A 16,217-nucleotide genomic window follows, 5' to 3' on the forward strand; every position below is an offset into this window, starting at 1 on the left:
GCATCAGATGTAAAGGAGCCAGCCGGAGCTCACTCCGGCTGGCTTTGCTGCCCTAAGGGGCTAGTTCAGGTTGTTCTTTGAGATGTGGGGGCGTCACGGTTTCGACGGGATTGCGTGCGGCTGAGAGGCATGCCGGGGTGTGGACACCCGTAATCGCTCACAAAACTATAAGTGCCGAACCTCAATTCGCGCTTGCTGCTTAATTAACTAAGTAGCCGATTGCTTCCGCTTCGCCTACGGGCGGATACCAATCGTCGCACAGTAGGCTGGCTCCAAGGGCTCCGCCTGTGCCCGAGGAGTGAGATCAATCAGGCTGGTGGCCGGCTCATCTTCGCCCGTTCTCAGGGCAGGCTACGAGACAAAGAGGAACGAGGAAAAGCATGAAAGCTCTCTGTCGGCTGTGATTTCGGACGCGGGTTCGACTCCCGCCGCCTCCACCATTACTAAGCCAGTTTATTTTCTTGATTTGTGAAATCGCCTTCCTGGGGTATCCAGCGAAGCTCCTGAGTGCCCGTTCACAATCTGCCCGTCAGCACACTGCGCTGGGGCAATTCACCGTTAGGCATGCGGGCCCGCATCACGAAGAGGGATGTGTTTTGAGGCTGGCATCCAGCAGCTTTGGCAAAAGCCATGCGGGCAATGCAATGCTTGCAATAAGGTAGGCCGCAGCCATGCCGGTTTCATGGAATCTAGGAACTAGCAAAACTCCGCAGCCGATCATGATAATGTTCTCGGTTATCAGCAGCGAAGCTATACTCCATACCCGATCCAGGCCCATCAAAATCACGTAATGCAGGTGCGTCCATACATTGCATACGAGGTAGGCTCCCAGAACGTAGATTAGTGAGCTTTGGCTATCAAGATCTACATGCCATATATGCTTTATTCCCCATGCTCCGCATGTAATCAGCGCAAGTGCAAGAAGAGATGCTACCCCCATCAAAGAACGTCGAACTTTTTGTGTTGTTCTATGTATCCATCCGCTGTCCTGCCGTGCAGCAGCATCAGTAAAAGCAGGCCACAGCGGCTGAGTCACGATTCCAACCACAGAAGCCACAAGGTCTACCGCACGATAGACCACCCCGAAAATAGCCGTCATCTCAGGGGTAGCGAATCTTGCCATGACATAGGTGCCTCCGTGCTGCTCAATCACAGCAGAGGCCTGAATGATCCAGAATGCCGTTCCCGTATGAACGATATGCTTCATCGTCCTCTTGTTGATTTTGGAAAAGCCGCCTGCAAGGTATGGCCGTCGCCAAAGTAACATCACCAAATTGATGAGACGGCCAGCACCGGGAAGCAAATACAGCGTCAACAAGACCTGCACAATCGTGACGTGATGTCTGGAGATAACGAAGAGTACAAGCGCACTGGCCAGATAGCTTCCGCACACGCCGAAGTTGGTTTGAACCTGCTCTTGGTATCCGCTGAGCGCGGAATCGATTACGCCCATCATTCCCAGGAAAACGACAATCAGAGCGACGTAAGCCCCGGTATGCACGACTACGTCCTGATCGACCGAGAACGATGCTCCGAACAGGCTACCCACCGGAATGAACCGGGTCACCGCAAGCACCCCGATTCCTGCGAACAGGGAGATCACCATGGCAAAGATCAGGGCCGAGGCAAAAGCACTGGCTTCAGCACTGTGATCTTCTTCAGCATTCGATTTAGCGATTGACTGTGAAAGCGCGGGACCAGCACCCAACTGAGTGAGCGTAATGGTCGATAAAATTGCGGACAGAAGCAGGAACAGCGCATAATCATGCGGCCCAAGAGCATGGTAAACAAGCGGTATGGCTAGTCCCTGCAAGAGAGCGCCAGCTATCTTGCTGGCGCCGCGGCTCCACATTGCCAGCCGTAAAAGCCTCGAGCGTCGGATTGAAGCGCTGTGTTGCATTGGCATAGATAGGAAACGTTACGTGGCCACTTGTGGGAGTTGTGGTCAACGATGTCTCATGCGCTGCATTTGGAACGGCTATTCGCCGTAAAGGTATTGAGTTGCCCAAGCTTCATGACGCGAGCCGTCAATGACGTTCTTCTGCAAAGCAGAGGCATGTTCGGGGGCAAGCAGGTACGGCAGACAGATTGCGAGAAACAAGACCGTCGCCACAGGAGCTGTTGCGCGGTCTTTGAAGTGGAAGTACACCGCTGATGCAAGGAGACCCAAGATAAAAGCGGATAGAACCATAATCACACGTGGCGGTCCCGACTTGAGTTCAGGAGTAAAAGCGCGGTCTACAATCTGCGGAGAAGGGCCTTCTTTTGCTTCGTCAAGTCTGGCCGTCTCATATTGCCGGGCGAGTATCTCAAACATCGTCTCGTGGTATCGGACGTCTCTCTGTTTCCGAATATATTCAAGAGAAGCCTCGGGGACCTTCTTTGTCGTAAGATCCTCATCCGCTCCACCGCCCTGCTGGAGACGGCCAAGCTGAGCATTCAAACTGGCAATCTCTGAACGGAGCCGAATCACATCCATATTCTGCTCGGTCGAAGCCTGCAGAAGAGCCGCAAGCTGTGTTGTACGGCTCGTGATGAGAGCCCGGAGATTGGCAATCGTCTGGAAATGCATCTGAGCCTGGCTGCCAGGAACGACCAACCCGGTCTTTTCTTCGCTCTTTTTCAGCTCTACGTCCGCAGTAGCAAGTGCCTCTTTTTCCGCGGCAAGCCTCTCTTCGTAGAAACGGCGCCTCTGAGCACCTTCCGTGATGGCCAGCCTGGTAGAAAGGGCCTCAAGCTGGTCGAGGTAGGCATTGGCCAGGTCACGAGCTCGTACACGATCATTGTCTGTAACGCTGAGAGTTACGATCGTGTCCTTCAAACCCACATCAATCACGGTTCTTTTAGCGAGCCGCACCATGGCCTGAGTTTTGGTCTTGGTGTGATACACGGTCATGAGGTGGAACTGGTCCACCAGATTGCCTTGTACCGAGCTGCTTTTTAAAAGCCCCGCATACACATCCCCTGAAGTTTTTACACCACCCCCCAGTAACGCCATTCCCCCAAGAGAATTAAGCTGGCTGGCCAGCCCGGAAGACGATGACGAGGGGGGGGGGAGGAAAGAGACTTTAGCGGTGAATTCATTGGGCAGAAAGAATACCAACACAAGAACAAGAAGGGCACTGACGCTCGCAAAACAGAAGATGGCTAACCTGTGCCGCCAAAGCCTTCTTGAGACCGTGGTAAGGTCGATCCCCTTCTCTTCTTCAGAGATCTGCCGCGATGAGGAATTCAGCAAATTACTTGCGATTGGCTCCACCATATCGATGGTACACGTCTCCTTCCATAGGATAAACGCAAGCAAACAGGAATGTCTCATGCCGGAGTGTACGGCGCTCTCAAACCATACACTGGTGCGCAGGCACGATGCCTCGGCTTTCTAGGCGGTCACCTGGGAATCACTATAAGATTAGGTGCGTGACAGGTCTCGAACAAGGCGTTGCGGTGCCCCCTTCGTCCGGTTCGTTGAAGTGGCATGATGCCACATATGTATTTTTATTGATGCTTCTTCTGCCGATGGACTGGTTTGCGCCTACAGGAGCACTTTTGCGCGAGTTTGGCGCTAAGCCAGCCGTTCCCTTGATGGTTCTGGCAAGTCTTGCATTAATTGCAAAAGCTCCGGGCTACTATTTACGACTGACACCATCAGAGACACGTATCGCCCGTCCGCTTGCCGTGACTCTCCTTCTGGGCAGCGCTGCGTTTTTTCTGAACATGCTTCTGCGATGGTCAGCGTTTGGCCGGGAAAAGAACCCTGCCGTGCAGTTTGTAGGACAGGGCGGGCTGTACGCTGCTTTTTTGCTGGTTGTTGTGGTACACCAACGTTATTTTCAAGTAGAAGCCAGACGAAAGCTGGCCATGCGGATGCTCGCACCAGTGGCTTTAGTTTATCTAGCTGCCGTTTTTGCCGATGCCCTTGGACTGCTCAGCCACTCGCATGGCCTGCTTGCCTTATTCCGCTCGGAGGCGGGGTACGACGATGTCCGGCCGGCTGGCCTGTTGAGCGAACCTTCTTATTTTGGAGCGTTTGCGGGGATGTATGGCACACCTCTTATGTTCGTACGCATGGGACGCAAGAGATGGCCTTACGTTACTCTAGGGATCCTTCTCTTTTTGGCCAGCCTTCTCATTCGAGCAAAGACGTTTCTTCCGGTCATTGCGGCTCAGTTCCTCGTATTGCTGCTCTGCCGCAAACGTCCTGGCAAGTCGCGGCTTATTCCGGCTACGATTGGTCTTGTTGCGCTTGTTCTTATTGCCATGTTCCTGGTTGTCAGCAACTCGGCGCTGGATCTGCAGGAGAACCTGAGCAGCGCAATGCGCTTCGGGTCGGCGCTGCTGTGTCTGCGAGCAAGTCTTGCGGGATATGGGCTAACCGGTATTGGGTTCGGGCAGTTCCATTTTTTTTACCGGCCAGAGTTCGCGCCCTCGTTTCTGATGAACTCTTACGAGGCCCTGAGTTCGATGGCTCCAGGCGCTGCTTCGCGTGCATCAGCCTTCAATCTGTACGCAAGGATTCTGCTGGAAGCAGGAGTTGGGGGATTGGCTACCTTTCTGCTAGCCATGTACCGGGTTATCAAAGAGGCTCGTATTGGTTGGTCTTTTCAGGCAGAGTTTGGCATACTGATCGTCGTTGGAAGCCTTGGATTCTTGCTAACTCAGGATTCACTCTTCCTCCCCTCGCTTGCGATGGGAGTAGCGTTTCTTTCCGGGTTACGAGCATCTCTGCAAATACCCCAGCCTGATATTTTGCCTAACCAAGCGACTCGATGAGAGGGAGTTTCTTTGACCCAAGCTGTTGAAATAAACCCAGTGGATACAAGTCCTCTATTTTCTATAGTGACGATTAACTGGAACAACAGAAGTGGCCTGGCAAGGACTGCGCGTAGCATCGAAGCCCAGAGTTCGCGCGATTTTGAATGGATCATAATCGATGGGGGCTCCAACGATGGAACCGTTGAAGATCTTCCTGGGTACACGCAAGCTTCTTTCTGGATGAGTGAACCGGACAAAGGTATCGCGGATGCGTGGAACAAAGGTATCCGTAGAGCCAAAGGCCGCCACCTGATGCTGCTAAATTCCGGCGATACGGTTGATCCTGAGTGTCTGGCTGTCCTGCAGAAGTATGTTTCCGATGACCGTATAACCTGTTGCCACGCTCGGCTCAGCACAGAAGCCGGTGACATCACTGGCGTCTTTAAGGCTCGCCCGGAGAGTCTGTGGCGCGGGATGCACCTGCCTCATAATTGGGCCATTGTCCCGCTTCATTTCTACGACGACCAGGAATTGGGACTGTACCAGTTACTCCCAAACAGCATGGACTACGAGTGGTTCCACCGGTATTACAAACGGTTTGGGAAAACAGGATTTTATGTGGTAGACCAGGTGCTGGGAACTTACTATTTGGGTGGCCACAGCGATGCAGCTTTTCTAAAGAGTTTTCGTTCCAACAAGAGAATTCAGCGTGAAAATGGAATGTCCAGTTTTATCGCAACGCTTTTGTGCTGGGGTTACATCACAAAGCACTGGCTCGTCCATCGTTTGATTCCACAGATCAAACGCTCTCACTAAAGGGCAGACGTGCACTATGAAGAACTCCTCTCAGGAGTGGACGGTATCCTTTCTTTTGCCAACTCTTCGGGTCGGCGGCGGAGTACGGGAAGCCATAAAACTTGCGAAAGATCTTCAGGACCGCGGTTGCGCTGTTCAGATCATCACCATGTGGTCACACCCTGCTGAGGGGGCAGCCACTGGCCTGCCTGTATTACATTTGCTTCCGTCTATGCCTACGAAGGCGGGCGCATGGAAAGACCTGCCGCGCATTGCATATCTTTTACGGAAGCACTTAAGACGTCGCACAGGAACGGCGAACCGCCGCAATATTTTATTCGCGACACATTTCTCGACGCTTCCATTTTTGTTCTTTGTCGCCAACCGAACCCGCTACGTGTTTGTTCAAGACCTTGAATGGACTTTTGTGGCGAGGGGCTGGAAGCAGCATCTGCTAAAAAGCGCGATACTGTTTTTTTATCGCTATACATCTCTGGTAGTCGCAAACCAATACCTCAAGAAAAAGCTTCAGGAAATCGGGCTCCTCCCCTTGTGTGAGACGGCAATCTGGGCCTTATCCGATTTTTCCAGCAAAGCCCCCAATGTGGGCAGGTCCTTTGATTTCGTGATGGTTCTGCGAGATGGGGCGCATAAGCGGCTCGATCTCTATATGAGTCTGCTTGCCCTTCTGCGCACATGTGGTTCTATACGGACAGCTTGTATTACGCCGGACGAAAACATCGCCACAATGGCGGCCCCTTTGACCGATCGGATTCTGCTGAGACCTTCTGTGGAGGAGATGCGGGATCTGTACTCCGACACGAAAGTTTTTCTATTGCTGAGCGATCACGAGGGATTTGCTCTTCCTCCACTGGAAGCAATGGCCTCTGGCTGCGTACCTCTTTGCCGCGATTGCGGAGGGGTGTCCGCCTATATGCAAGGAATTCTCGCGAACAACATCGTGCCGCTTTCTCATAATCTAGACCAGATTGCCGAGAGAGCATGCGCCTTAGCCGGAGATGAACTACTCCTGAGCCAATTGTCCTGCGCAGCGCGAAATGAGTTCGAAGCCGGCCTTCTCCGATCGCAGGAAACGCGAGCGGAAAGCTTAACCATGCTGGCGCAAATTTTCTCGGACCCAGAGCCTAACGGGGAGCCCCTGTAGCAGAAGTTCCATTACTGCAGGCAAGTCGCAGGTTCACGCAAGCATACGCGTATAGATAGACCGTAGGACGCGGCCATAGTCCGCCCACGTGTACTCTTGCGCAATCGTGTTAGCCCCATTCCTGCCGAGGCGTGCACGTTCCTCAACGGAGCCTGCAAGCCGGGCAATCTCCGCTGCGAGAGTCTGCGCATCGTTCACCGGAGTATAGACAACGGAGCTTCCATGCTGGAGAGGAAGACCGCAGTTCTCTGTTGTAATGACTGGCATTCCTGCGGCGGCAGCTTCCATGGCCGAACGGGAGCAACCCTCAGCCAGTGTTGGAAAAACGAATAGATCAGAAGATGCCAACAAGGGAAAAAGAGATTCAGGCGCGGCAAACGGTGTATGCCGCAAAAAGACCGAATCTCCCTCCTCAATCCAGACTGCACCGTCCGTTATATTACCCACAATATGCAGTTCTGCATCCACTCCGCTTGCCCGCAGGATACGCATTGCCTCCAGAAGAGAACGCGCCCCCTTCCGAAGTGAAAAGCTACCGGTAAACAAAACCTTCAGTCTGCCTTCAATTTCGTACTTCTGCTTCAAACCAAAGTAGCTCTCCCGGACTCCAAGATATCCAACGTCGATGCGGTCTTGATCGTACCCCTGCTCAATGAAGGTACGCCGTACGAAGTGCGAGTTAACCAGTAGTCGGTCCGCATCCATACAATCTTCAAGCACAATCTTCCAAAGGCCTGCTTTGCGAAATTCTTCAGGTGGAAGCTTCGCTCGTTCATACTCGGGCCGTAGAAGCTCCTCCATCGCATACGGATGCGCAATGGAGTGGTCAACAAGGATTTTCATCCCTTCGAAACGTGCTCGTGCGATTGCACCTCCGCGGCCTGCTCCGCTGCGGACATGAAAAATATCCGCACCATGAAGATGCTTCCGGCTCGCACGTCCGGCAAGAATGAATGCCTGCCCCCAGGAAGCCATCGGATCCAGAAGCTTCAGCTTTGTCCCGACCTGGAGAAGACCGCCAGCCACTTCAGGCCAGATAACCTCAATATTCTTCAGACCAGGTCGTGCGACGGCCCGTAGGCGCAGGCGATTAAAAAGAGAGTTTTCTCCGATAAGTTTCCCGAGTGCATCCACCCAGAAACGGTCCCTCTCACGCGGAATCCAGCCTGTAATAAAGCCAACGTCTACGTTTGCGGAGGCGGCTGCAAGTGCGGTGTCATTGAAGTGAAGCTTCCCCGCTCCCGAGGAGATAAGGACTTTCATGGAAGCATCAGTGTACGACATAATTCGAGACTGTAGACGTGCTCCACCAGTTGCTGAACTCATGTTATTTACGACGGGAAATCAGTTTCTCCGACTGAGGATTCCAGGTCAAAGAAATCCAGGCACTTCCGTTTCGTTGTGCTCCCGGATTTAGCACAGGGATCAGCCAGCGCTCATATTGAGCAAATGCGGTGAGGCTCCATTCACGCGAAAGGGCGAAATTCCCTGTAAAGGAAAGATCACTGATCGAATGACTGCCGGGCAACATACGACCACCCTGTACATGCCGGAACGCGGCTGTGTAGGAAGTCCGCGCAGAGCGCCAGTATGTGGAACTGACTTCGTAGGATCTTGCGTTTCGTCCGACAGCATTCCCAAGCAAAAATCCTTTATTGGTATTAGCGTCGCGATATTGGTTGTTGATAAAGAAACGGTTGCTGCCTTCATCCTGGCTCATAGCCATGGAGCTGGCCACCTCGAACCGTAGATCAACAGAATGCAGGTATGGCATCTGGCTGAAGTAGATTCCCGGACTCCAGGCAGTGCGCCGTGGCGCATCCATCGGAATTGGCTCATCGTCGGCATAACCGTCCGCGTAAATTGTCACGTAACGTTCGATTCCTGGAACGTGCCAGCGAAAGTCGAATCCACTCTTGCGATCACCTGGGTCGCTTCGTTCGCCGTAATCGAATGTATCTCCCGTAGAATTGGCACTGAAGAAGTTATCCTTCAGGCTTCGCAGGGTCATCGGGTGACCTACACCCCACAAGAGCGACCACCGCGTCGCACTCATCTCAAAATTTCTACCGAACGTGAGTTCCAACTTCTGTCCATTGAAGTACGGACGTGCGGGAAATTTGTGGCCGGAGAGTTTTCCAAACACAATGTCATACCGGTATGTAACCGCATGGCCAAGAAAGGGGACGTAATGCGGCCGCGTAGCTACGAGCCTAAGGTTGTAGGTAGGTTCCGCATTACTGGAAAACGAGAACGGTCCCGACTTGGTTGGTCCCCAAAAAATTTGCTGCTTTCCGAACGACAACTGAGCTCCTGCGAATGCTACCCCCGCATAGAGTTCGATAGGCCGCTGTCGCACTCCGGCCGGTGATGCAGGAGCCACCGGAAATGCGTTTGGAATTGAGGACGTATATTGCAGCATGTCAATCTGCTGAAACAGATCCGACATCACCTTCGTGACTGCAGCTTTACCCGGACCATACTGCAATTCCTGGCGGTCATAAAAGAAGAACCGGCCACGGTGCGCACGTACAGAATAGCCGGCAATCACACTGCTTCCCCGCCCCAGTGGGCGGCCATAGTCATTCCACCATGTCTGCCCGAAATGAAAACCGTCCGTAAGGGCTGGCCCAGCGATGGTGCCGACACGCGCATAAACTGATTCGACCTCCGCTGATGGAGCTAACGGAGAGTATTCAAACTCTCGTCGCAGATCAGATAGAAGACGCTCCGCCTCCGGATACATCGGGCTGTCAGCCATTTCACCAAGAAAGTTGCCCTCCGCCTCCTTCAGTTGCCGCAGACACTCTACTCTGGTCCATGGACGGATTGAGACGCTCTGATGATCGATGAATCCAAGATTTGCAAGACGCTCCAGGGCCGGATAGATCCAACTATCCATGGGAACGTTGGTTGATCCATAAGCATCTGTATAAGAGAGTTCACTGTCCGAATCATCCTCCGGCAGCAAGAGATGGGGCTGTGACTGTTGCGCAAAAGCAGTGATAACAGAAAACACCGCCAACAAACAGCAAGTTCCCACCCATACAATACTCGAACCTGTGCAGGTCCATATTCTGCGTTTAAGGCGACTCATCCAGACTCCGTGGAATGATCATAGCCTTCATCCTACAGAGCACTCTAAACAGGTGCAACGCAACGGGCAGGTTGCAGTATGCGTTATTTATCCAGGACAGCACCGTGCACAAAAAGAACAATCATAGGCGGCCTTTTCTTTTGTTCCGGATTTTCTTGTGCCAATTTGCTTCGCGATTCTATGCAGAAATTCTGTCTCGGCCTTGATGGCATTCGTAGGGCAGGAAAACCCGTCGGGGAGAAGATCATTGGCGGAAAAGCGGACCAGGCTGCCGGGCTGGCCCACGACAACGCGGGGTCCCATTTTCCTTGCCAGTTCGTTCAGTGAGTCGCTATATCCCGGGCCGATGTGTTCGCGCAGATGGGCACTGACGCGGGACGACCTCTTCTTATTCAGCGCAATAGGGACGGCAGCGATAAAGGCACCTGCGGCCTTTGCAATATCCGTAAGCCGTGGAGCCGATGACCGCGTGCAGGAGATTGCATGGTCTGTGCAGGGAATCGCACCAGAGAGCCGGAGATCTCCCGCAAAGAAGGACCATATCGAGGTATGACGGCACTTATAATCAGCTTGGACACGGACGGAAAGCCTATTCCAATTCCAACACTCTCCCACTCTATCCCTCTCGATTCCATATTTCTGAACTGCTTTCACGAGAAGAGAACATGACTGATCGCCGCAGATTCCTGCAGAACACCACCTTACTGGCAGCGGCATTCCCCGGTGCTGTCCGGTATGCCATGGCGAAAGAAACCGCCAGCCACAGTAAGCAGCCTTCCAGAACAGCTAGCAAGCTGAACCCGGTTCATCTGAACGTTCGTGACTTCGGTGCCAAGGGCGATGGAACGACGAAAGACACGCTGGCCTTTCAGCAGGCACTGGACCGCTGCCTCGTTCTGGGCGGTGGTGAGGTTCTTGTTCCCGCCGGTGAGTACCTGATCGGCACCATTTCCCTGCACTCCAACACCACGCTGCGAATCGAGGAAGGCGCAACGCTTCAGGGATCTCCTGACCTTACCGATTATCCGCTGTCGCAGGTGCGCTGGGAGGGCAAGTGGATCAAGGGCTATCCCGGCCTGATCATCTCTGTCGATGCCGAGAACATCACTTTGACTGGCAAGGGAAAGATCCTGGGCAACACCGCCATTCCCGGGCGCGTCGACCGCGCCACCGGCATGCGTCATCCCGCGCTGCTGGAGTTTGTGAACTGCAAGCACGTGCTGGTACAGGACCTCTACACCAGGCAGAATGACATGTGGTCCACGCACCCGGTCTATTGCGAAGACGTGACCTTCCGCAACGTGACCGTGCATGGAGGCGCCGACGGCATTGATGTCGACTCGTGCCGCGGCGTGGTGATCGAAGGATGCGACTTCGACACCGGCGACGACTGTATCTCGCTCAAGTCGGGCCGTGGCATGGAGGGCAACACCATCGCTCGCCCCACGGAGAATGTCCGCATCGCCAACTGCACCTTCCGCGACCATCACTGGGCCTGCATCGGCATTGGCAGCGAGACCTCCGCCGGCGTGCGTAACGTGCACGTGGAGCACTGCAAGTGCCTTAGCGCAAAAACCTTCGCCATCTACATCAAGAGCAGACCCGGCCGCGGCGCATTTCTCGAGAACATCGTGATGAACGACCTCGAGGTCTCCGGCGCGCAGATGGGCTTCCTCCGTCTGAATATTCTCGACAGCGGTAAGCAGGATGAGTTCCCGGTGCCGGGGCTCGACGGCATTCCGACCATTCGCAACTTCCAGTTCCACAACATCCGCGTTACGGATATGCCAGTGCTGGTGGAAGCGGTGAATATCCATCCCGAAAAACCGCTGGATGGCTTTGTACTGGAAAACATCACGGGCACCTGCAGCAAGGGCATGTCGCTGGCCAATATGCGTCATGTCTCGCTGAAAAACATTGCAGTTACCGGGTTCAACGGCCCACTGCTGAGCATGGTCAACGTGAGCGGCAGCGGCCTGCAGGGTGCGGTGGCATTGCAGCCGACCAAAGTTCCGGACCCAATTACCGCAAAAGAGACGTACGTGTTGCGCTAGCTCACCGGCGGCTTTGCCGTGGACTCGCGCAGCACAATGCTGGCCGACAGCATGGACTCGTGGGCCTGCTCTTTCCCGTCAATGTAAGCATTCAGCATCTTCAGCACGCTGCGCGCCAGGTCGGTGCGCGGCGTGGCAACTGTCGTCAGCGGCGGATGCAGGAAGTCACACAGATAGGTGTTGTCGAATCCTACGACGGAAACATCGTGTGGAATCGACAGCCCGGCTGCCTGCAAGCCGCGAAAGGCTCCCAGGGCGACCAGGTCGTTGATGGCAACCACTGCCGTGAAGCGATAGCGTTCCAGCGCTCGCTGCACCGCCCGCAACCCCGCCGCGGCCGGCTCACCCGCTTCGTCGACGATGTGAACATCCATCTCCTTGGGGTTGTACTGCAGCAGCGCTTCTTCAAAGCCGATCTGCCGTTCCATGTGCGAGAACATCGGCGGCTCAGGCGGCTCGGAGGGGCTTTGCTGCGAGTTCTTGATCAGCAGGATGCGGCGGTGCCCCAGTTCCAGCAGGTGCTGCACGGCAACAAACATGCCGTGCCGCTTGTCGACCCGGACAGTGCCGATAGACGGAGCAGAGTGGCTGTTGTCCAGATAGACCGCTGGTGTGCCGCTGTTCTTCAGCAGTGAGTAAGCTTCCGGATCGTTTTCGGAGGTCATCATGGCAATGCCGGCCACACGCAACGCCAGCATCTGCTGCACGGCAGCATACTGCTGGTCCGGGTGAAAGCTGGTAGCGGCCAGAAATGTCTCGTACCCCTGCTCACGCGCCTGGGTATCGAGCGCCTTGGCAATCTCTGCAAAGAACGGATTGAGAAGGTCAGAGACAATGATGCCGATCAGCTTGGTACGACGCCGCGCCAGGTTGCTGGCAAAGATATTCGGCGTGTACCCAAGCTGTTCAATCACATTCAGAACGCGCTGGCGCGTCTCGGGACGAATATTGTCTTTCTCGTTGAGCACGCCGGAGACGGTGCTCAACGAGACCTGCGCCATGCGGGCGACATCCTGAATTTTGATTCGGCTGGATCGCTTCTGCTGGTAAGCGTCTGCCTTCGGTGAAACTGCCAACGCAAAATCTCCTGAAAGGACGGGGCTACCAGCTTACCTGATGACAGGAACAACAGGAAACTACGACTGTTGTGCTCCTCCTTTGGTTGTCAGGAACGCGAGAGCATTCGCCATGAAGCGCTGCAGCAGGACCGGATGCATGTCCACAATGCGATGCAACACAACCGGCGTGCTGCCCACCTTCGCAGCCAGCGTGCCCGCTCCGATGTTGCGATCATGATCGCGTGCATAGGCGCACGGCACCTCCACCGACGGCCCATCGACCATCCAACCGTTCGATCCCCCGCCCTTCACCTGGTAGTGAATGCTCATGGCCTGGTCCACCGGCATGCCGTCGTACAGAGGATGCTTGCGGATGAAATACCACGACCCCATCCACGAGGCGCGAGAGGCGCCAACCACTCCATGGAACTTGAAGGCGCCCAGTGTCTCCAACTGCTTCGCCACACCGATCGACTGCCCGTCTGTCGGCGTAATTGCCAGCAGAGGCGTGCCCGCCTTGACGGCAGCCAGCATTGCCTCCGGCAGGGTGAACTCCTTGATTGGACCGGAGCCGGGCTTGTAGGCACCTTCGGCATCCACAGCCAGATTCTTCGAGGCATCGGATGCGCCACCGGAGCCGATCAGAACGTCGTACTTACCGCCTTCCACAAACGGCTCTACCGTGATGCCGGCAATCTTCTTCAGCGTCTCTTCCACCTGGGGAGACAACTGCGCCGCGCCAACACGCAGCGGCTTCAGGCTGGCCGGCGCAAGGTCGACAACCAGCAGTGAAACCTCGTGCACAACATCCGGATGCTCGCTGCCGGAGAAGCGTGCCACCCAGGTTCCAGCCCCGGTCAGCGGAACCGTCGTAACGCTCTCCTCCAGCAGGTACGAGAGCTGGTCCCGCTGGAACTTCGGAGCATCGTACTGCGCCACCTGGGTCTTCACACCATCAGGACTGGTAAGGGTAAGCGTCAGCTTGCCAGCCACGGGTTTATCACTATCGTTCAGCAGCCACGTGTCGAAGACGGCCTTCTCGCCCGTGGCCAGCACAAGGCGCTTCTGCTTGGCCACCGGCAGCACCGGCCTCAGAGCGTTCGAGATCGCCTTCGGGTCTGCCTTGAAGTCGCGGAAGTTGTCGACCAGGCCTGAGTGGTTCTCCATGGCCGTCGACTCCCAGCCGCTGATCGCCGCCATGTCATTCTCGTCGCAGATGCGGACGTTCTCCATGAACTGCCCCCACGACTCATACGCACGGCGGCCAATGGAGAGGAAGAGCTTCTCCGCCGTCGGGAAAGCCGCACGGAAGCCCCAGCGATCGAGGAATTTCTCATAGCTCGCAAGCTGTTCCTCATGGTCCAGCTTGTCGTAGCTCAGGCCGCCATGGCGGCGAATCTCACGCAGCACGCTCGCGTGGTTGTCGATCGACGCAGCGCCCTTCATTTCGCCCCACTCCACAATCTCAGCCTTCACGGGCGAGCGGTAATAGAAGTCGGTCTTCGAGTTGTAATACGTGTCCTGCCACACATCGGAGAAGTGGCCCGTGTGGTCAACCCACCATCCGCCGGCCCCGCCCTCTTCCGTCGCCTTCCCCTTGGACTTCAGAATCTCCGCGCTGTAGGGCTGGCTCCACGCCTGCGGTGCACGCATCACAAAGCCATCGTTGCCCACAATGGTGCGGCTCGGGTCCTCGGCCTGCATCAGGTGGAAGAGCTGTGCCAGGTCGGGGCTCTGCGGATCAAGCGTCGTCTCGTTCTGGATAATGTAGTGCACCACCGATGGGTGGCTGCGGAAGGCGCGGATCATGCCGCGAATCTTGGCCTCCATGTAGCGCCGCGCGCTCTGGTGGCCCTGCGATGCCGGAACGAAGCCCTGGCTGCCGCCGCCAGGTTCCAGGCAGCGAAGCAGTCCCATGCGATCCTGCACGTACAGCACATCTTCCTTGCCCAGGTTCCGGTGGAAGTTCAGTGCGTTCAGGTTGAACTGCTTGGCGACGCGCACCTCCTTCTCCGCGAGGTCTGGTGATGGAAACAGCCCATTCAGAGCCCAGAAGCCCCACGAGATCGAGGTATAGATGCGGATACGCCGGCCGTTCAGGCGGATGACCGCATCCTTGCCAACGCCATCCGTCGTAATCCAGCGAAAGCCGCAATCCACGTCACGGACTGCCGCGGCCTTGCCGCCGTCAATCCACTCCGAGCGAAGCGTGTAGACATGCGGCGTATCCAGGTCCCAGATCTTCGCGTCCTTCGCCGTAAGCTCTGATTTCAGCGTTGCCGTCTTGCCAGGCTCAACGCTGGCTGGCACTTCGATCGTAGCCAGAGTCTGCTTCCCGTTTGCCGCAAGCACTGAGAAGCGTACCTTGCCCGTGATGCCCTGCCTGCCGCTGTTCTCCACCTCGGCATGCGCCACAATGCACTTTGCCTCCGGCGTATTCAAGGCCCAGCTGTCGGCAATGCGGACCGGACCATGCGCGCTGAGCACCATGCCGCGGTCAATGCCGCCGAAGCCATGGCTCTTCTGGAACTCCATACCGCCCCAGCTCAGGCGGTTGCCGTCCACCCAGTCAAGACGGCCGCCCGGATTGGTAATGCGGACAGCCAGCACATTCCTCTGCCCCGGCTGCGCTGCCTCGGTCAGGTCACACTCAAACGGCAGCTCCTCCATGATGGAGTAGCCCACCAGCTTCTGGTTCAGGTAGACCTCGGCGCGCTGGCGAGCTCCGCGAATGTGCAGCAGGATGCGCTTACCGGCAAAGGCCTTGGGAATCGAAATCTCGCGCCACCACCAGGAGACGCCGTAGTACGCGCCATTCTTCACCTGGTCATCAGTGGTCTCAAACTTGTACTCGTCTTTGTAAGGAAAAAAGCCGTTGATGCCCCAGAAGAACTGCTCCGCCGTCGCCGGCAAGGCCACACCTAGCCCCTGCTGCGTGGAGAGCACCGCCCATCCCCCGGTTGGAGCATTCACGGGTAACGAGGCGAGCTTCACATCCTGGGGCAGAAAGATCGTATCGTTCTTCCACTCCGCCTTGCGATCCAGCCACAGGCGCCAGCCATCATCAGGAACATCCAGCTCCATCTCGCTATAACGCACGCTGCGCGCACCCGTTGTCAGCAGCGGCTGTTCCTTCGGCTGGGAATACACGGCTTCCGTTTTCAGAGCTGAGGCGACGCTGGCCAATGTGCTGTTACGGAGAAACGAACGGCGATCCATGGTGCAAGGCTCCTGGGAGTCAAAATATTAATTACGGGTAACAAACAAAATAAGCAAAGGAAAGCCGCCGGCAGGAC

10 protein-coding genes and 1 other RNA gene are annotated in these 16,217 nt (G+C 55.7%); 5 read left to right on the forward strand and 6 right to left on the reverse strand.

Annotation, left to right across the window (positions count from 1 at the left end; genetic code table 11):
- The first annotated feature begins 86 nt into the window (after positions 1-86).
- Positions 87-440, forward strand: a transfer-messenger RNA (tmRNA) gene (gene ssrA / locus OHL13_RS09485).
- A 137-nt stretch (positions 441-577) separates the two neighbouring features.
- Here the strand turns inward: ssrA and OHL13_RS09490 are convergent.
- Positions 578-1,852, reverse strand: a complete 1,275-nt coding sequence (locus OHL13_RS09490) for a lipopolysaccharide biosynthesis protein (protein WP_263409886.1) — start codon at positions 1,850-1,852, stop codon at positions 578-580.
- A gap of 126 nt (positions 1,853-1,978) precedes the next feature.
- On the reverse strand, positions 1,979-3,262 hold the full coding sequence (locus OHL13_RS09495) for a Wzz/FepE/Etk N-terminal domain-containing protein (protein ID WP_263409887.1): 1,284 nt from the start codon (positions 3,260-3,262) through the stop codon (positions 1,979-1,981).
- Between the two features lie 155 nt (positions 3,263-3,417).
- Here OHL13_RS09495 and OHL13_RS09500 point away from each other — a divergent pair, with 155 nt between their 5' ends.
- From OHL13_RS09500 to OHL13_RS09510, 3 genes are read left to right on the forward strand one after another with little or no spacing between them, the layout of a single operon-like run.
- Complete coding sequence (locus OHL13_RS09500; protein WP_263409888.1) at positions 3,418-4,770, forward strand: O-antigen ligase family protein; 1,353 nt, start codon at positions 3,418-3,420, stop codon at positions 4,768-4,770.
- Positions 4,771-4,782: 12 nt separating this feature from the next.
- Positions 4,783-5,568 (forward strand): glycosyltransferase, encoded by a 786-nt coding sequence (locus OHL13_RS09505; protein ID WP_263409889.1) that lies wholly within the window; start codon positions 4,783-4,785, stop codon positions 5,566-5,568.
- A gap of 16 nt (positions 5,569-5,584) precedes the next feature.
- On the forward strand, positions 5,585-6,712 hold the full coding sequence (locus OHL13_RS09510; protein WP_263409890.1) for a glycosyltransferase family 4 protein: 1,128 nt from the start codon (positions 5,585-5,587) through the stop codon (positions 6,710-6,712).
- Between the two features lie 33 nt (positions 6,713-6,745).
- Here OHL13_RS09510 and OHL13_RS09515 read toward each other — a convergent pair whose 3' ends face one another.
- Positions 6,746-7,975 (reverse strand): glycosyltransferase family 4 protein, encoded by a 1,230-nt coding sequence (locus OHL13_RS09515; protein ID WP_263409891.1) that lies wholly within the window; start codon positions 7,973-7,975, stop codon positions 6,746-6,748.
- 64 nt (positions 7,976-8,039) lie between these two features.
- Entirely contained in the window at positions 8,040-9,731 is a 1,692-nt protein-coding gene (locus OHL13_RS09520; RefSeq protein ID WP_263411640.1) for a capsule assembly Wzi family protein, read from the reverse strand.
- 743 nt (positions 9,732-10,474) lie between these two features.
- On the opposite strand from OHL13_RS09520, the gene OHL13_RS09525 reads away from it, so the two are divergent.
- Entirely contained in the window at positions 10,475-11,863 is a 1,389-nt protein-coding gene (locus OHL13_RS09525; RefSeq protein ID WP_263409892.1) for a glycoside hydrolase family 28 protein, read from the forward strand.
- Here OHL13_RS09525 and OHL13_RS09530 read toward each other — a convergent pair.
- Together OHL13_RS09530 and OHL13_RS09535 are read right to left on the reverse strand one after the other, a co-directional pair.
- Positions 11,860-12,939, reverse strand: coding sequence for a LacI family DNA-binding transcriptional regulator (locus tag OHL13_RS09530; protein WP_263409893.1), 1,080 nt, complete (start codon positions 12,937-12,939; stop codon positions 11,860-11,862). The genes OHL13_RS09525 and OHL13_RS09530 overlap by 4 nt on opposite strands.
- 60 nt (positions 12,940-12,999) lie before the next feature.
- Positions 13,000-16,140 carry a sugar-binding domain-containing protein gene (locus OHL13_RS09535; protein ID WP_263409894.1) on the reverse strand — a complete coding sequence of 1,047 codons (3,141 nt, stop codon included), beginning with the start codon at positions 16,138-16,140 and terminating at the stop codon, positions 13,000-13,002.
- Positions 16,141-16,217: the final 77 nt, after the last annotated feature.

Source organism: Terriglobus tenax (assembly GCF_025685395.1).
Classification (GTDB): Bacteria; Acidobacteriota; Terriglobia; order Terriglobales; family Acidobacteriaceae; genus Terriglobus; species Terriglobus tenax.